Source organism: Amycolatopsis sp. NPDC051716, assembly GCF_040681595.1.
GTDB lineage: Bacteria > Actinomycetota > Actinomycetes > Mycobacteriales > Pseudonocardiaceae > Amycolatopsis.
In genome coordinates this window covers 64,690-81,670 of the sequence record NZ_JBFAZA010000015.1, presented here as the reverse complement: position 1 = coordinate 81,670, position 16,981 = coordinate 64,690, and the positions used below count along the sequence as shown (strand labels likewise).

Sequence of the window (16,981 nt, the reverse complement as noted above, 5' to 3'; positions counted from 1 at the left end):
GTCCATTCACCCCGCCCACAAGTCGCAACAACCAGCGGTCACGGGCGTTCCCAGCGCATTCCGTACGCCATGCCCGGGGTGAGGTGGCTGAACTGCCGGTGCACCTCACCCGCCTGGTCGACGGGGAGGCGCCGTCCGCGATAGCCCGGGTCCGACACGTCCCGCTGGAACGCGCCGTCCAAGACGCAGATCTCCGACGGCCGGTCCGCCCCGAATCGGATGCGCAGGTCGAACTGGTCGCACGGCTGCCGCGGGACGCTGGCCATGTGTGGCCGCAGTGACGACACCGAAGGCAGCTGGAACAGCATGGCCAAGTCCCACGGCTCACCACTGGCCAACGGGCCGGGCAGCTCCAGCCTGTACCCCCACCGGTCGCTCGCTTCCATTCCACGGTCCACCAGCCTGCCGCCGTACAACACCGTCACCGCAAGGTCCGAACGGCCCGACGGCAGCGAAACCGCCAGGTCCACCGACCGGAGGCCGTCCTCGTCCGCGATGATGCGACGCTGTTCCAGGACCGTTGGCCGAGGCTGATCGAGCACCAGCGCCACCGTCAGCGACGTGGTGTGCCAGCGGTCGCCGGTGGGCTGCGTCAGCGCCGCCGTTCCCACCGCCAGCTCGGCCAGCAGGTCGATCGCCTGGTCCGCCCGCCGACGAACCGTTCGCGGGTCGCGGTCCAGTTTCTCCGCCGCCCACTTCACCCTCTCTTGGTAAAGCGGCTGGCGGGCCTCCGCGCCGATCGCGAAGGCCGCCAGCACCACCACTCTCAGGTCCTCCGGGAGATGACCCGCCAGCTCCGTCAGCCGGCTCGTCACCTTCCGGCGGACCGCCACCATCCCGTCCTCGTCCGACACCGCGCAGGCCGATCTCAACACCGGACCGAGCCGGTCATCGACCTTGCCCAGCAGACCGCGTCCCTTGCGGAGCAACTTCAGTTCCTGGACCAGCTCAGCTCGCCCGCTCACGGTCGGTCTCCTTCAGTGCGTTTCCATGGCGTCTCCTCTCCGGGCATGGTGCGACCGGCCGGTGGACGGGAAGTGGACAGAACGTGCATCACCGAGGCGATCAGCGCCGTCCCCACGCGGACGCCGTCGCGGCCGAGGTACGACCGGAATGTGCCGATCCGGGCCAACGCCCCCTGGTCGGCGTCGCCGAGGCCGAACGTCACCACCCATGGGTTGCGCGTCCACCCCGGATCCGTCAGCGCCGCGAACGCCGACGGCCAGGTCACCGGGTCCGTCGGCTGGCCGTCGGACAGCAAGAACACGATCGGCCGGTGGACCCGCACGCGGTGCGCCTCCAACGCGCGCACGTCCCCTTCGATCACGTCACGCAGAAAAGTGAACACCGGCCCGAAGTTCGTGCCGGCGCACGCTCCGGGCGCCGGGATCGCGGCCAGGTCGTCCATCGGGAACAGCGGCTGCACCACCTGCGGTGTCTCCGCGAACCCGATCACGCTGCAGAGAACCCGGGCGGCGACCGCCGCGTCCGCGTGGACCGCACCGCGGAACTCGCGCAGCCCGGCGTTCAGCTCGTCGATGTGGTCGGCCATCGACAGCGAAACATCGCAAGCCACGTAACACGGCAACACCTCGGACCCCATACCGGTTTCTCCTTCGCCCCTGATCGATCGGCGGAGCTTGGCAAGCGCGCGTGTATCGAACGTGGAAGAAATGCGGATTTTCGAAACCCTTACGGCCGATTGCGCGATGTCAAAGACGGACCGCAAGCTGAGGCCGGGGAGGCCGCGTGGAGTTTCGGATGCTCGGCCCGCTGGAGGCGTGGCACGACGGCGCCCCGGTGGCACTGGGTGACCAGCAGCAGCGATTCGTCCTCGTCGTACTGCTGCTCCACGCGAACAAGCCGGTAACGCCCGCCCGTCTCACCGAGATCGTCTGGGCCGGCGGCCGGGAAATCCGGCCCAACCTGGTGCGCAGCTACATCAAGCGGCTGCGCGACATCGTTCAGGTCGCGGGCGACGTGACCATCGAGACGACGCCGACCGGGTACCTGCTGCGCGTCGACGAGGACCAGCTCGACACCGCACGGTTCGTCCGGCTGCGCACCGAAGCCGCCGCGGCCCTCGCCGGCGACCCGCGCCGGGCGATCACCCTGCTGCGTGCGGCGGTCGGCCTGTGGCGCGGGAAGTTCCTCGAAGACATCGACATCGACCGCGTCGGCGGCGCCGAGGTGATCTCCCCGGACGAGAGCTACCTCGACGCAGTCGGCGACCTGGCCGAACTGGAACTCGAGTCCGGTGACCACCGCTCGGCGCGCGATCGGCTGCGGCCGCTCGTCCAGGCCGACCCGGCCGGCCAGCGCCACGCCGAACTCCTGATGCGCGCGCTGCTCGCCGGCGGAGACCGGACCGCGGCACTGCGCGTCTTCAACGGCACCCGCACCGCTCTCACCGCACACCGCATCGAGCCCGGTCCCGTGCTGCGCAAGCTTGCGGCTCGGGCGGAACGCGGTGATCCGCCCAGCTCGCTGCCATCGCGGCCCGGCGGGTTCACCGGCCGGGTGGCGGAGATCGGAGCCATCGAGGCGGCCGCCTCGGCGGGACGGCGCGCGGTGTGGGTGAGCGGTGCGCCGGGTGTCGGGAAGACCGGCTTGGCCGTCGAGGCAGCGCACCGGCTTCGCGACCGGTTCGCCGACGGCCAGCTCATGGTCCGCCTCAACGGCTTCACCCCGGGCGTGCCGGAGACCGCGGTCGGCGACGCGCTCACCGAGCTGCTCGTCGAACTCGGTGTGCCCGCCGAGCAGATCCCGGCCACCGTCGGTCGGAAGGTACGGCTCTATCAGGACACGCTGTGGGGCACGCGCACGCTGGTGGTGCTCGACAACGCCGCGACGCCGGAGCAGATCCGGCCGCTGCTGCCGGAGGCGGACGGCTGCCTCGCCGTCGTCACGAGCCGCCGAATGGGTGACGCGGACACCGGTGAGCACGTCCGGCTCGCACCGTTGTCGCCCGGGGAGGCGACCGATCTGTTCCGCGTGCTGACGGACCCGCCGCGGGTGCGCGGTCGCTCGGCCGACGTCTCCGCGGTGGTCACGCGGTGCGGCTTCCTGCCGATGCCCATCCGCGTGGCGGCCGCGCTGTTCCGGCGGCACGATCGGTGGCCGCTGGAGCACCTGCTTCGCCTGCTCGAAGCCGACGGACCGTGGGGCACGGACGACGGCACCGCCGCCGTCAGGGTGTCCTACCAGCAGCTCGGGGAACCGCAGCGCACCATGTTCCGGCTGCTCGGCAGCCTGCCGGGGCCGGACGTCGACATCGCCGGCGGCGCGGCGCTCGCGGGCTGCACCCCGGCCGAGGCGCGCCTGCTGCTGAACGACCTGCACGAGGTGAGCCTGCTGGAGGAGACCGCTCCGGAGCGCTACCACATGCTCGACCCGCTGAAGGAGTTCGCGAGCGGGGAGACGCCTGACCAGCGGGCAGCCCTGGTGCGGCTGCTCGACTTCTACCTGGTCACGCTGGCCGCCGCGGTCGCGGCCGCGTACCCGTTCGACCGCGCCCAGCTGCCCGGGTTGGACCGATCCTCGCCGGTGCTGCCCGTCTTCGCCGACGCCGGCGCCGGGCTGCGCTGGATCGTCGCCGAGCGCGACAACCTCGTCGCCGCGATCAACTACGCCGCTACACACGACCAGCCGGAACACACCTGGCGCCTCGCGGTGCTGCTATGGCGCTACTTCAACACGACGAACCAGTTCGAGGACTGGATCGGGACCCTGGAGCTCGCGTGGAAGATCGTCTCCGCCGACGAGGGCAACGACTACGGCCAGGCGCACGTCCTGTTGCGGCTGGCCACCGCGCACGACCGGGGCGGGCAACACGCCGAAGCCCTCGAACGGGCCGCCCAGGCGCTGCCCAAGTGGCGCCGCCTCGAGGACCCGCACGGCGAAGCGGCGACGTTGTGCGCGCTGGCCATCCCGACGATGGAACTGGGCCGGCACGACCATGCGATGGCCCACCTCACCGCCGCGCTGGCCAAGTACGAGCAGAGCGAAGACCGGCGCGGCGAAGCTCACGCGCTGAGCATGCTCGGGTATCTGAACGAGCAGCGCGGGAACTTCGACGTCGCGCTGGGTCAGCACTCGGCGGCCGCGCGGATGCTGCGCGAGGTCGGCCACGTCCAGGGTGTGGCGCACACGCTGAACAACCTCGGTTCCGTGCAGGAGAAGCTGGGAATGCTCACGGAGGCGTTGGCCAGCTACACGGACGCGCACGCGTGCGCCGCAGAAGTCGACGACCGCTGCGTCGAGGCCTACGCGCTGAACAACATCGGCAACGTGCACCGCCAGCGCGGCCGCTACGCCGAAGCCGGGCGCTACCACGACAAGGCGAAGGAAGTGGCGGCGAACGTGCCGGACGCCGACCTGCGCACGCAGCTCTACCTCGACCGCGGCGCAACCGCACTGGCTCGGGGTGCCCGGGGAGAAGCGCTCACGGCCGGCAAGTCGGCGCTGGACATGGCCGACGGGAGCGGCAATCGCGCCTACCGGGCCCGGGCCCACCGCGGCGTCGCCGAGGCGCTGCACGCGCTGGGGGACCACGCGGGTGCCGTCGCCCACTGGGCCGCGGCGGAGGCCGAATTCGCCGCGCTCGACCTGCCGGAAGCAGGTGAGGTGCGGCAGGAGCGCGCGACACTGAGCTGCGCCTGCGGCCCGCGCTGACGTCAGCGCCGGTGCAGCACGCGGCTCAGCTCGGGGTACATCTCCCGCACGGTGTGGTGGCCGCGCCACCTGCTGAGACACCGGCTCAGCTCGCGCAGGTCGGCGCGCACTGTCGAGGAATCGACGTGGGCCACGTCTTCGATCGTCTCGGCCAGTGTCCGGCAGCTCTCGTCGATCTCCCCGTCCAGCGCGTGAGCCAGTGACCGGCGCACGCCGAAACGCGCCCTGGTGCGGCGGTTGGCGAGCGGGACCCGAGCCAGCTCCCCGCCCAGCAGGGTCGCCGCCTCACCGGGTCGTCCGAGGTCGGCGAGCGACCAGCCACGGGCGAGCGCGACCGGGTCCGGCGCGGTCGAGCCGAGCACAGGGTACCCGCCCTCGTCCACAGTGGACGTATTAGGTGGCTCGGCGGCAAGGTCCATCGCCCGTTCGAATGCGGTCCGGTCGCCTGCCAGTGCGTGGCCCTGTGCCTCCCGCCGCGCGGCCAGGCCGAACGTCCGCGTGCCCGGCCTGCCGAGCCGCTGAGCCTGGCGGGCGAGGTCGATCGTGGCCATCGGGTCCTGCCGGTAGAGCGCCAGCCCGGCCTCCCGCACGTACGCGTAGGTCGCGATCTCACGGTCACCGGCGGTTCGAGCCACCTCAGCGGCGTGCCTCGTCCACGACAATGCGTCGTGCTCGTTGCCGGCTTCCTGGCTCAACCACCCGGTGTACTCGGCCATCCGGGCGGCGAGCAGGAGCAGCCGGGACCGGACGGGCTCGGGGTTGCCCCTGGCCAGCGCGTGCACCGTGTGCGTCTGGGTGACCAGCGGCTGGAGGATCACCGCCGGGCTGGTCTGCATGCCGAGCGTCCGCAGCTGCTCGAACGACGCCCGCAGTCCGGCGACCGCACGCTCGTCCAGGATCGGACGCGGCCCGCCGGCCAGTGCGATACCGAGCACCGCCCCGGCGCCGGCCAGCATCTGGCGGCGGTCCAGCGTGTTCTCGGACTGTGCGCGCGCCCGCATCTCGTTCGCCACCTCGATCAGCGCGCCGCCGGCGTCCAGGACTCCGTCGCAGATCCGCGCCAGCGTGGAGTTGGGCGGCTTGAGGTCGTTCTCGATCTTGCTGATGTAGCTCTTGCTGTAGTTGACCCGCTTGGCCAGGTCTCCCATCGAGATCCCGGCGGCCGCACGGCATTCCCGCAACAACTCGCCAAAAGATTCGGCCATGCGGACCTCCATTCCCACCGTGTCCGAGTACACCATTTTCATTGCCCGCGCGCAATTGCCGTCGCCGGCCGCGAGCGAGTCGCGGCCGGCCAGGCGCACCTCACCCGTGCCAGGGGTTGCCATCCGTGCCCGCCGGCGGCGGAGCCGTGGTGGTCACGGGCGGCGGTGTCCCGCCGTCGCCGTCGGCGAACGCCGTGCTGGAGCCGATCACGGGGGCCGCAGCGATGATGCAGAGGGCGAGCACCGGGCCACCGATTTTGGCCAGCTTCGAAGACAAGGACATGACGAATCCTCCTTGCTAGAGGTGATTGTTCCGGGCGCTTTGTGAATTTCTGCGCCCTGCAATCAGGATTCGTCACGCGCCATTCGGCGACAAGGAGTTGACCGTTTCCCTCCCGAGCGGTCAACGGTGTACACACAGAGGCCGCGTTCCCCCTCGGAACGCGGCCTCCGTGTCAGCGGCCCTTCCGGGCCCGGTCGAGCACCTCCTCCAGCCTCAGCGGGCTGGGTGGGTGGTGGCTCAGGCACAACGGGGCCCGCATCGGGCGGAACCCGAACTTCTCCCCGGTCACGTAGAACTGCCCGCGTTCGAGCCGCGAGATGTCCCCGACGGTGCTGCCCTTCGCCCTGGCCATTTCGTTCGCCGCCGCAATCTGCGCCGGGCTGTTCAGGCGGCCGAAGAACTGCGTGGTCGCGTTCCCGGTGATCTGGTTGTGCAGGCCCTTCGGCGCCTGCGTGGCGAGCAGCAGGCCGAGCCCGTACTTGCGGGCCTGGGAGGCCAGCATGATGGTGCTCTGGGTGCTCGCCGTCCACCCTCCGGAGGGCGCGATCGTCTGGGCTTCGTCCATGACGAACAGCCCACCGAGCGGCCGGTCGGCTGCGGGATGGCGCTTGATCCAGGCGAACACTTCCAGCTGGAGCTGGCTGACGAACCCCTGCCGCTGCTCGTCGGAGGGCAGTCCCACGAAGCTGATCACCGAAATCCGAGCCCGCTTGCCGGGCGATGGCGTGAGCAGCACGGCCGGATCGGCCGGCTCACCCGAGCCGCCGAGCAGCGGATCGTTGACCATTGCGGCCCGCAGCGTTTCGGCCAGGTCGGCGGCGGTCTTGGTCCCCGTGGCGAGCTTGCTGACACCCATCGGCAGTTCGGCAAGCACGTCGACGAACCCCGAAAGGCTGCGTGACTCCATCCGCGCGTAGTAGGTGAGCGCCTCCCGCAGAACGGCCTGGCCCCGCACGGCGGCCTTCGCCCCACCGCTCACCCGTGCGTGTGGAATCAGCCGCGCCACGGCGGCTTCGACAGCCGCCGCGAACTCGTCCTCGTCGTCGCGGACGCCGGCGAAGTCGGGCAGCGGGTGGAAACTCAGCGGCCGCCCGGCAGCGCGTCCGGGGGTCCAGACGACGACCTCGGTCCCGGAGAGGTAGCCGGCAGCGGCTTCCGCATCGCCGGGCCGCCAGGCTTCCGGGGGTTCCGGCCAGGCATCGCCGAGCCGGGCCAGGTCGTTGTTGGGATCCAGGACGATGGCGGAGACACCCTGCAGGGCGCATTCCTCGATGATCCGGCGTAGCAGAACGGTCTTCCCGGTCCCGGACCCGGCGAAGATGACGGCGTGTTTGCGAAGGGACTCGAGCTCGATGCGGATTTCGCCGTCCATGCCGAGGGCGAATGCACCGGCTTTCACTTCCGGCTCGGACTCGTCCTTCACCGGCGGCGGACGGGTCTCCCGCTGGTTGCCCTCGGGCCGGCCCGGGTCGGGCAGGATCTGGCGGATGAGACCCGTCTTGCTGGCCGGCTTGCGGGCGACCAGCCAGTTGAGCAGGTGGTAGCTCTGCCTGGTGAGCAGCTGCCGGAGAGCCCAGAACGTCCGGATGTCAGCCTCGCTGATCTGCACACGCGGGCTGCCGAGCCGCTCCAGCTTTCCGAGCTCATCGGTGGTCACGCCACCGCGCCAGCCCTTTCCCCCGTCGTGGATCAAGACCAGGTGCCGATTTCGCACCCCCGCCTGAACTTTGGCGGCCGACCTGGCCTCCCGCAGCTTGCGCAAAACGATGTTGCCGTGCTGGGAGGCGATCGCCCGGAACACCCACTGCTCCCAGACGTCGTGCTCCTCGTCCACGGTGCGGCGCAGTCCCGCGTGGAGTTCCCCGGCACCGTCCAAGGATTCGGTTTCCCAGGACCGGTCGTCGTTGCCCACTTCCGTGATCCACGACTTCAGCGCGGCCTGGACGAGCCCCGGCATGATCTCATCCACCAAGTGCCTGCTCATCGCGGACTTCACGTCCGCGCGCTGCTGCAGATCTTCGAATTGACGATCGAACTCATCGAAGTAGCGAGGTTCCCCACTGGGTTCGTGGGGGATCTCGACCACCACTTCGACGGGCTCTTCGTCGAAGGAAGGCAGTTCTCTGATCTTGCCGTACAAGCACGCTTCGGCGTGCTCCTGGATCCGTCTCAGCAACTGACGCGGAGTGTAGGCGCTCCAGGAAGCACCGAACGCATCCGACGCCACGGGCCACGTCGGATGCGGCGGGTTGAAGCCGATCCCCTGGTAGGCCACCTCGAGCCACTTCTCCACGACCGCACAGCCGAGCCGAGAGTCGACGATGGCACCGAGATTCGGTGTTTCGGTGAACCGATCGTCGAACGAGTCGGTCGCCGCTTCCCCGAGCAGATTCCACGTCGTCGGCAGGCACGCCACGATCGACAAGGTTCGCCGGGTTTTCTCCCGCAACTGCATCAGCCCGTCGGCGATCTTCGCGAGCTCACTGGTCGATTCCCGGGTGGACTCGTCGGCCACCTTCGTGATCAAAGAATCCAGCTGGTCGATCGCGGCGACACTCGGTCCGGTCAGCGCGAGCACTCGCGAAATCTCCCGGACCACCTCACGCGGATCTTTCGGATCGGCAGGCAGGCCCCAGCGCCTGCGTTCCGTTTTACTCTCTTCACTCGCCAGACTCGACAGGTATTCCTTGCCGGTATCCGACAACTCGCTGTCGGCCGCCGCGTACAACACGAGCGCCCGGAGTCCGTCAGCGCACTCGACGGCAACTTGAGCATCGACCCTGCGGAGCGCACCGATGAAGCTGTTGAGGTCCGCCGTCGTGAGCGGCGCATCACCGCGGACGACCTTGGCCACCGGCTCGGCGACTTCAGCCTTTTCGCACAACCTCCGCAGCAGCTTGGTCAGCTGAAGCTCACCGTCGTCTCCTTTGCGCCACAGTTCGCTCCGCATGGCACGCAAGACGTCATCCCAGAACGCCTTGCCGGTGGAAATGTCGATCAGGAAGAAGTAGCCGCTTTCCCGCTGCACGATTCGTCTCACCCGGCCGAGCAGATGGGTCTTGCCGACGCCTTTCTGCCCCTGCAGGGCGAGGCCGATCGGGCTCGGGCCCCGGCTGTTCTTCGCGTCCTGGATGCCCGCCCGAATCCGGTTCTCGGCCAGCGTGTGCAGTCCTTCGACGTGGAAGGGTGACGTACCCCAGACGTCCTCCGGCGTCTCCGCCGAGTTGAACCGGACCGCGGCCAGAGCTTGGCGTTGCTGTTCCTCGGTCATGACTCCCCGATCGACAGAAGGTGCTTGTCCTCCCTGCCGACTCGGATCGCCGCTGCGCGATCCTCGTCGGTGAGCCCCCTGCGGTTCGATTCGGGAGCCAGCTGGACCTTGCTGGTCTTCATCAGCTCCAGCAGCTTCTCGTCGACTTCGGCCCTGTCGGCTCCGTTGAGCTTGGGCCGGAGCTGGGCCAAGCGCACGAACTGCTGAGGCCTGGCCGCAAGCTGCCGATAAGCCTGGCGGATCAAGGTCTCGAGATCGCTGGGCAGGCTCCTCTCGGGAACCACAGGCTCGGCTTGCTCATCCCGCTCCCCGCAGAGGAAGTCCACCAGGCGAACTCCGCGATCCCGCAGCTGGCCGACCAAGCGCCGAAGGACTTCGAAGACCGCACGGACCAAAGGACCGGGCCGCTGTGGAGGCTCGACCTCGGCGAGGTGATCCTCGCACCATGCGATGCCAGGGCCCTTGATCCGCAGGTAGTAACGGCGGCCCTCTTCGCGCACAGCGATGAAGCCTTCCGTCTCCAGCTTCTCTCGACCGGCCGGACTAAGCCTCACTCCATAGTTCTTCACCAGATCCGAATTCGGCACCTCCTCGTTCGCCAAGGTCAGCGCGATGAGCGCGCCCCGCTCATCGGTCCCGAACTTCTCCGCCATTTGATCTCCTCACTCGGTGAACACGGTGATCCGCCGCTCGATCCGGCTGAGCAGTGCGTCGATGTCTTCGCGAAGTCCTTCCGGCGCGGCGAAGCGGCTGCCGTTCGCCCGGACCTCGCTCAGCTGCTCGAGATCCACCGTGAGGTCCTTGAGCAGCGGCATATCGCCGTCCTGCCACGCCGCGGTCATATCGGCCACCGTCTGCTGGACGAGGGGCCAACGTCCGCGATGCCCCACTTCGGTGGGCACCTTGCTCAGCGCCGAGACGGCATCCTGCAATGCGGCCTGGTCGGAATCGGGTCGGCTCGGCACCGAGTCCGTGATGATCTCGTGCAGCAGCCGTGCGACCTGGCGGGGCCGGGTGCTGGCGTCGAGTTGGAAGAGCCGCAGGTTGCGGAGAAACGCCGGCAACCGGTCCGGGTCGGTCGTTCGGGTGAGTACGCAGAAGAGCTGCCGTCCAGCGTCGGCGTCCAGGGTGTGCCGCAGGAACCGTTCCGCCTCCATCGATTGCCACCGGCTCACCCCACCGTCCACGACGAGGCAGAGGTGTTTGGCCGGGTTGCCGGTCTGCTCCAGGAACGCCGGATCGCCGGAGAACGACCGATCCACGCGCAGGCCGAACTCGCCCAGCCCCTCGATCAGCTCCGTGGCCACCTTCGGTTCCGGCCGGGGAACCGACACCAGCAGGTCCAGGTCGTAGGACTGCCGCTGGGTACGGGCCGCGGCCACGTACGCGTCCCGGTTGTCGGCGAGCAGGTCGGTGCGGTCGAACTGCTGCGCCAGGACAGCAGCGACGGTCTCCATGGCGAACGAGACCTGATCCGGCGACGGGGTGCGTTCGTCGAGGACCGGCAACTGCTCACCGAAACTCCAGTAGGACACGTACGGCACGGTGGTGTGCCGCAGCATCAGGTCCTGGGTCACACTCTTGGCCAGCCAGTTCCGAAACAGCGGTGAGGCGACTTCCGCACACCGTTGTTGCCAGGCCTCGGCCCGCTGGTACTCGACCCGGTTGTCCAACCTGGACAGGATCGGCAGCACGAGGTGTGGCGGACGGTCGTAGGGCAGCCGGTCGCGAGCGAGGTTCGCGAGGTGCGCGATGTCCACGGCACCTTCGACGCTCTGCTGGTTGGCGGTGAACAGGACCACCAGGCGATCGGGCAGGTGTGCGGTGCAGATGCCGCCGATATCCGAGATCCCCGTACGGCTGTCGATCAGGACGAAGTCGTATTTCTCGGTCCATTGGGCCCGGCACCGCTCCAGGAACTCCGCGAACCCGTCGCGGTAAAGATCTTGCCAGTCGATGGACTGAACTCTGCGTGTGTAATCGGCGTCTTGCCGGCCGGCGGCCAGCAGCGAGACCTCACCTTCCGCGAAATCGAGCCGGATCGCGTGCCGAGCCGGGCGTTCCGCGCCGGCGAGGAAATCGGAAGCCAGGTCGACGACGCCGCCCTTGGGCATCTTGGGCAGCAGCGGACGGAAGTAGTGGTGCAGGCCCGGAGCCTCGAGATCCCAGTCGATCGTGAGGACTCGGTAACCCCACCTGGCCAGCACGAGGGCGACGTTGGCCAGCGTGAAGCTGCGCCCTACTCCGCCTTTGTAGGAGTAGAACGTGATGACAGTCCCGGTCATGAGCCGAACCTCGGCAGCAGCGGCGGTGGAGGCAGCACCGGATCCGGGTGCGCGATGACCGGCCAGTCCGACTGCCACGGAGGTACCTGTTTCAGCAGTTCAGCAAGGTCTTGCGCACACTGCCTGACCTTCTGCTGGAAGGAGTGCCAGTCCCGGGTGTCCTGGTACCCGGGCCCCGGGTTGTCCAGCCCTTTGAAGTCCCACCACGATCGCCTGAGTCCCTCTTCCTCGAAGGCGTTCGAGTCCGAGTAGCGGATGGGGTAGATCAAGCCCTGCGGGCATTGCGGGCTCGCCAGGCCGAGGAGTTTCTCACGCGCTTGCATACTGCCCCACTCGGCCATGCACCACTTCGACGTGAAGTAAGGCGCCGACAAGACAGCAACCAAGATCTTGCTGTGCCGCAGGGCGCTCTCCAGCTGCGAAGGCCAGTGCACACCGCGATGCATCCCCTTGTCGAGGAAGATTTTCGGTTCGGAACCGACTTCGTCGATGAGAAAGTCGACAAGCCAGGGATAGAAGTTGGTCAGCAGCCATTTCGACGCAGTTCCCCGACGGGGATAGCTGATGAACAGATCATACTTGTAGCCGGGCACGCCGACGATGATAAGCATCCCGAAGGACCGTTTACCAGGACACGCGGTGGTCAATAACCGCGATAATGTCCAAAAACTTGCTAAAAAGTGGACACGGCCAGCACGGCGCCGGCGAGCAGCACCACAGCGGCGGCGGCCAACGCGAACGCCGTCGACGTTCCGGATGAGAGAACACCGAGGACCGTCACGCCCAGCACGGCTCCCGTCTGGCGGGACGCGTTCAACGCGCCGCCGGCCGTGCCGGTCAGCTCGGGTGGGGCCGCGGCGACCACCGCCGCCAGTAGCGAGGGGATGGCCAGTGAGACTCCGAAGCCCAGTAGTGCCAATGCGACCACCGAGAGGGCCACCGAGGTCGAATACGCCTGGGTCAGCGTGCCCGCCGACATCAACAGGAAGCCCGAGACCGCCGGAATGCGGGGGCCGAAACGGGCGACCATGCGGCCGGTGAAAATCGGGTTGAATGCCGTTGGGATCGTCAGCGGCAGAAAGGCCAGGCCCGTCGCCGATGGTGGGTAACCGCGCTTTTCCTGGAAATACAGCGACAGCACGAACAGCACTCCGGACAACCCGAAGTTCGCGATCGCGCCCGCGACCAGCCCCAGGGGGAACGCGCGTTTACAGAACAGGCGGGCCGGGAGCATCGCCTCCGGTTGGCGCTGGGACCGTACGAACACCGCGGCCGCGGTGACGGCGAGCAGCAAGGCAACCCATGAGCTCTCGGTCAGGGCGTACGTCAGTGTCGACAAAGCGGCTACGGCCGAGACCTGGCCCAGGACGTCGATCCGGCCGGGCCTTGCCGGGGTCGCGGGAGCCGACCGCGAGAGGGTCCAGGCGACCGCCGCCACCGGGACGTTGACCAGGAAGATCGCCCGCCAGCCGAACGCCTCGGTCAGGAGGCCGCCCAGGAGCGGGCCCGCCACCAGGCCGGTTCCGCTCACCGCGGCCCACACCCCCATCGCCTTCGCCCGCGCGGCGGGCACCGGGTAGGCCGCCGCGATCAGGGACAACGACGACGGGACCAGCAGGGCGCCCGCGACTCCGAGAAGTGCCCGGAGCGCGATCAGCATGGGGGTCGAGAACGACAGCGCCGACAAACCGGACAGCGTCGCGAACGAGACCAGGCCGACCGAGAACACCCGGTGGGCGCCGAAGCGGTCCGACCATGCCCCCGCCGTCAGCAGGAACGCCGCGAACGTCAGTGTGTAGCCGTTCGAAATCCATTGCTGTGCCGGCAGGGACGGCGAGAGAGCCGGGAGCGCGACCGTCACGATCGTCGTGTCCAGCATGACCAGGAAGTAGCCCAGCGAAAGGCCGATGAGGAGTCTTGCCACACCGAAAGCCTGGACGCTCGGTGATCCCGGTGGAAGCAGGCAGTTACGATGACGGGTATCGGGAACGCCGATGGGGGATGCCATGGAACTGCGCCACCTGCGCACCTTCCGCGCCGTCGCGCGGACGCTCAACTTCACCCACGCCGCCGCCGAGCTGCACTACGCGCAGTCCAGCGTCACCGAGCAGATCCAGGCCCTGGAAGCCGAACTCGGCTCGAAGCTGTTCGAACGCGGGCGGCGGCTGCGGCTCACCGGCGCCGGGGAACGGCTCGTCGGCTACGCGGACCAGGTGCTCGAACTCGTCGAAGAAGCCCGGGCCGCGGTCGACGAGGAGCGTGGTGAGCCCGAAGGCGACCTGACCATCGGCGCTCTGGAAACGCTGTGCGCGCAACGGATCCCGGCCCTCTTCGGCGAGTACCGGACGCGGTGGCCGCGCGTGCGGGTCAGCCTGGCGGAAGGCAGCCGCGGCGAGCTCTACCAAGCCGTGCAACGGTCCGATATGGACGTTTGCTTCACCTTCGGCGACCCACCGGCCGACCCGGCGCTCGCCAGTGCGTCGCTGGGCACCGAACCGCTCGTCGTCATCGTCCCGCCCGGGCATCCCCTGGCGCGGCAGGAAGAAATCCGGCCCGGCGACCTCGACGGCGTCGGCTTCCTCGCGACGCCGAACGGCTGCGGCTTCCGGGAAATGCTGGACCGGATCGACGGACCCGTCGTCGAGGCGGAAGTCGGGAGCCTCGCCGCCCTCGCGCGGTGCGTGGCCGCCGGCCTGGGGTGCGGGATCGTGCCCGCGCTCGCCGAACACGCGGGCGCGGTCGCCCTTCCGCTGGCCGGGACGACCACGGACATCACCATGACGTGGCGGCGGCGCGACGAGCACAAGCCGAGCGTCGCCGCGCTGCTCGCCACCGCCTACGCGTTGTCCAGCAAGGACAACAGCTCCTCCGGCAGCTCCAACGTGAAGGCCGGCGCGATCGACTCGTAGTGCGCCCAGGTCCGCGGCCCGATCAGCGGGATGACGCCGTGGTGCAGCAGCCACGCCAGCGCCACCTGGTTGCCCGTGGCCCCGAGTTCGGCCGCCACCTTGGCCACCGCGGTCAGGCGGGCTTCGGCGTCCGGACCCGCGTAGGACCGCCACACCGGCGTGGACTCGCGGTAGGTGGCGTCGTCGTAGATCCCGCGCAGCAGCGAGGAATACGCGGCCAGCGAGACGTCCGGGTGTGCGGCCAGCCAGTCCAGCAGCTCGCCGCTCGCGATCGACGCCGCCTCGACGCCCGCCGCGGGGCGGAGGTAGGAGTGCTGGACCTGCACCGCCACCGGGGAAGCCCACCCGTTGGCCAGCGCCAGGGACCGGATGCGTTCCAGGCGCCACGTGCGGACGTTGCTCCAGCCGATGTGCCGCACCTTGCCGGCGCGGACCAGTCCGTCCAAAGCGGACAGTGTCTCCTCGAGCGGGACGCGCCGGTCGTCCACGTGGACGTAGTAGAGGTCGATGTGGTCGGTACCCAGCCGCCGCAGGCTCGCTTCGGCCTCGCGTTCGATCACCGCGGCACCCGCGCCCTCGAACGTGCGCTCCACCGCGTCCCAGTCCACCGTGCCGTCCGGATGACGAGCGGCACGCGCCGCCGGGAGGTCGGTGATCCCCGCCGACACCTTCGTCGCCAGGAAGACCCGGTCGCGGCGGCCCCGCAAAAGGCGGCCGAGGAGTGCTTCGCTTTCGCCGCCCGTGGCGTCCGGCGCCCACCACGCGTAGCAGTTCGCCGTGTCCAGGAAGTCGCCGCCCGCATCGAGGTACGCGTCCAGGATGCGGGCCGACGTCGGCTCGTCGGTCGACGTGCCCATCGTCATGCAGCCCAGCGACACCTGGCTCACCCGCCGGCCGGTCCGGCCCAGTTCCACCTTCTTCATGCCGACCACGCTAAGCCCGGATCGGTCCGGTACTACAGTCCAATAACGTGGCGGGATCACAGACCGATTGGGGTGTGCTGCTGGAGCCGGCGGGGCCGGGTCCGAAGCATGAACAGCTGGCCAGGGCCTTGCGAAAGGCGATCCGAGACGGCGTTCTGGAGGGCACCGTCCCGCCGAGCCGCCGCTTGGCCGCCGACCTCGGATGCTCACGGTGGGTCGTCACGCAGGCCTACGCCCAGCTCGTCGCCGAGGGGTACCTGGCCGGGCACACCGGGTCGGCCACGCGGGTCCGGCGGGTGGGTGACGCGGTGGTGGCGGCGGAACCGGCGCGCGTCACGCCGCCGCGGTTCGACCTCGCGCCGGGCCTGCCCGACCTGCGGAACTTCCCCCGCCGACCGTGGGCCGAAGCGGTGCGCGAGGTCCTCACGACCACCCCGCACCCGGACTTCGGCCTGCTCGAGCCCGGCGGCCATCCCCGGCTGCGGCGAGTCCTGGGTGAGTACCTCCGGCGCGTCCGCGGCGCCGCGCCCGGCACCGTGCTGGTCTGCGGCGGCGTCACCGACGGCGTGACCGGCGTGTGCCGCGCGCTGGTCGAGCGCGGCCGCACGCGGCTGGCCGTCGAAGATCCCGGGTGGACGCGGTTGTGGCGGGCGGCCGAGAGCGCCGGGATGACCGTCGACCCGGTGCCGGTCGACGACGAGGGCATCGACGTCGGGCGGATTCCGACGGGCGTCCGCGCCGTGCTCGTCACGCCCGCGCACCAGTTCCCCGCCGGCTCCGTCCTCTCGCCGCGGCGGCGGGCCGAACTCCTCGGCTGGGCGCGGGACGTCGACGGGCTGATCCTCGAAGACGACTACGACGCCGAGTTCCGGTACGACCGGCGGCCCGTCGGCACCGTCCAGGGCACCGACCCGGCGCGGGTCGCGCTCTTCGGGTCGGTGAGCAAGACGCTCAGCCCCGCGCTCGGGCTGGGCTGGGCCGTCCTGCCTCCACAGTGGACGGTGCACGCACACCCGCCACCCTTGGTCGACCAGCTCGCGCTCGCCGGCTTCGTCGAAAGCGGCGGCTACGACCGGTACCTGCGCGGCGCCCGGCTGCGGTACCGCGCCCGGCGCGACCGGCTCGTCGCCGCGCTCGGGCCCGCGCGGCTCTCCGGGGCCGCCGCCGGGCTGCACCTCCTGCTCCACCTCGACCGGGACGCCGCGGCCGTCGTCCGGAAGGCGAAGGCGGCCGGCGTCAAGGTGGCCGATCTCGACGGCTACCGGTCGGCTCCCGGCGAGCCCGCCCTCGTCCTCGGCTACGGCAACCTCGCCGACTCCGGCGTCGAAGCCGCCGCCCGGCTGCTCCGGCGAGCGATGACAACGGCTTGACCTGCTTGCCGCCTTCTCAAATGCCCCCCGATGTGAAAAGCTGCTGGACAGTCCGCTTCTG

Annotated in this window: 13 protein-coding genes; 3 read left to right on the top strand and 10 right to left on the bottom strand. The window is 69.6% G+C overall.

The features are described 5' to 3' along the window. Window positions 1-38: 38 nt before the first annotated feature. Together AB0M30_RS21835 and AB0M30_RS21830 are read right to left on the bottom strand one after the other, a co-directional pair. The gene (locus AB0M30_RS21835; protein ID WP_364586183.1) at window positions 39-965 is read right to left on the bottom strand and encodes a hypothetical protein; all 927 of its coding nucleotides are present in this window, start codon (window positions 963-965) and stop codon (window positions 39-41) included. Then, on the bottom strand, window positions 962-1,603 hold the full coding sequence (locus AB0M30_RS21830; RefSeq protein WP_364586180.1) for a hypothetical protein: 642 nt from the start codon (window positions 1,601-1,603) through the stop codon (window positions 962-964). Before AB0M30_RS21830 ends, AB0M30_RS21835 begins: the two co-directional genes overlap by 4 nt. Before the next feature lie 146 nt (window positions 1,604-1,749). Here AB0M30_RS21830 and AB0M30_RS21825 point away from each other — a divergent pair, with 146 nt between their 5' ends. After that, window positions 1,750-4,674, top strand: coding sequence for a tetratricopeptide repeat protein (locus AB0M30_RS21825; RefSeq protein WP_364586177.1), 2,925 nt, complete (start codon window positions 1,750-1,752; stop codon window positions 4,672-4,674). Window positions 4,675-4,676: 2 nt separating this feature from the next. Here the strand turns inward: AB0M30_RS21825 and AB0M30_RS21820 are convergent, their stop codons facing one another. From AB0M30_RS21820 to AB0M30_RS21790, 7 genes are all read right to left on the bottom strand, one after another. Further along, on the bottom strand, window positions 4,677-5,879 hold the full coding sequence (locus AB0M30_RS21820) for a helix-turn-helix transcriptional regulator (RefSeq protein ID WP_364586174.1): 1,203 nt from the start codon (window positions 5,877-5,879) through the stop codon (window positions 4,677-4,679). A gap of 100 nt (window positions 5,880-5,979) precedes the next feature. Further along, window positions 5,980-6,162 carry a hypothetical protein gene (locus AB0M30_RS21815; RefSeq protein WP_364586171.1) on the bottom strand — a complete coding sequence of 61 codons (183 nt, stop codon included), beginning with the start codon at window positions 6,160-6,162 and terminating at the stop codon, window positions 5,980-5,982. Between the two features lie 172 nt (window positions 6,163-6,334). Then, window positions 6,335-9,433: a DUF87 domain-containing protein gene (locus tag AB0M30_RS21810; RefSeq protein ID WP_364586168.1), complete on the bottom strand. Its 3,099-nt coding sequence runs from the start codon at window positions 9,431-9,433 to the stop codon at window positions 6,335-6,337. Continuing rightward, window positions 9,430-10,086 carry a hypothetical protein gene (locus AB0M30_RS21805; RefSeq protein ID WP_364586166.1) on the bottom strand — a complete coding sequence of 219 codons (657 nt, stop codon included), beginning with the start codon at window positions 10,084-10,086 and terminating at the stop codon, window positions 9,430-9,432. Before AB0M30_RS21805 ends, AB0M30_RS21810 begins: the two co-directional genes overlap by 4 nt. Window positions 10,087-10,095: 9 nt before the next feature. Next, window positions 10,096-11,718, bottom strand: coding sequence for an AAA family ATPase (locus tag AB0M30_RS21800; protein WP_364586163.1), 1,623 nt, complete (start codon window positions 11,716-11,718; stop codon window positions 10,096-10,098). Then, window positions 11,715-12,311, bottom strand: a complete 597-nt coding sequence (locus AB0M30_RS21795; protein WP_364586160.1) for a TIR domain-containing protein — start codon at window positions 12,309-12,311, stop codon at window positions 11,715-11,717. The genes AB0M30_RS21800 and AB0M30_RS21795 overlap by 4 nt, the downstream gene beginning before the upstream one ends. Before the next feature lie 80 nt (window positions 12,312-12,391). Further along, window positions 12,392-13,642 (bottom strand): MFS transporter, encoded by a 1,251-nt coding sequence (locus tag AB0M30_RS21790; protein ID WP_364586157.1) that lies wholly within the window; start codon window positions 13,640-13,642, stop codon window positions 12,392-12,394. Window positions 13,643-13,724: 82 nt separating this feature from the next. Between AB0M30_RS21790 and AB0M30_RS21785 the strand changes: the two genes are divergently transcribed. Then, window positions 13,725-14,627 (top strand): LysR family transcriptional regulator, encoded by a 903-nt coding sequence (locus tag AB0M30_RS21785; RefSeq protein ID WP_364586154.1) that lies wholly within the window; start codon window positions 13,725-13,727, stop codon window positions 14,625-14,627. On the opposite strand, the gene AB0M30_RS21780 is transcribed toward AB0M30_RS21785, so the two are convergent. Beyond that, entirely contained in the window at window positions 14,555-15,550 is a 996-nt protein-coding gene (locus tag AB0M30_RS21780; RefSeq protein WP_364586151.1) for an aldo/keto reductase, read from the bottom strand. The two genes, AB0M30_RS21785 and AB0M30_RS21780, sit on opposite strands and share 73 nt — an antisense overlap. 47 nt (window positions 15,551-15,597) lie before the next feature. Between AB0M30_RS21780 and AB0M30_RS21775 the strand changes: the two genes are divergently transcribed. Continuing rightward, complete coding sequence (locus tag AB0M30_RS21775; RefSeq protein WP_364586148.1) at window positions 15,598-16,920, top strand: PLP-dependent aminotransferase family protein; 1,323 nt, start codon at window positions 15,598-15,600, stop codon at window positions 16,918-16,920. Window positions 16,921-16,981: the final 61 nt, after the last annotated feature.

Excerpts from the sequence above, each read along its gene's own strand:
- AB0M30_RS21830 (WP_364586180.1), bottom strand. The coding sequence starts at position 1,603 with ATGGGGTCCGAGGTGTTGCCGTGTTACGTGGCTTGCGATGTTTCGCTG.
- AB0M30_RS21820 (WP_364586174.1), bottom strand. The coding sequence starts at position 5,879 with ATGGCCGAATCTTTTGGCGAGTTGTTGCGGGAATGCCGTGCGGCCGCC.
- AB0M30_RS21815 (WP_364586171.1), bottom strand. The coding sequence starts at position 6,162 with ATGTCCTTGTCTTCGAAGCTGGCCAAAATCGGTGGCCCGGTGCTCGCC.
- AB0M30_RS21810 (WP_364586168.1), bottom strand. The coding sequence starts at position 9,433 with ATGACCGAGGAACAGCAACGCCAAGCTCTGGCCGCGGTCCGGTTCAAC.
- AB0M30_RS21805 (WP_364586166.1), bottom strand. The coding sequence starts at position 10,086 with ATGGCGGAGAAGTTCGGGACCGATGAGCGGGGCGCGCTCATCGCGCTG.
- AB0M30_RS21800 (WP_364586163.1), bottom strand. The coding sequence starts at position 11,718 with ATGACCGGGACTGTCATCACGTTCTACTCCTACAAAGGCGGAGTAGGG.
- AB0M30_RS21785 (WP_364586154.1), top strand. The coding sequence starts at position 13,725 with ATGGAACTGCGCCACCTGCGCACCTTCCGCGCCGTCGCGCGGACGCTC.
- AB0M30_RS21780 (WP_364586151.1), bottom strand. The coding sequence starts at position 15,550 with ATGAAGAAGGTGGAACTGGGCCGGACCGGCCGGCGGGTGAGCCAGGTG.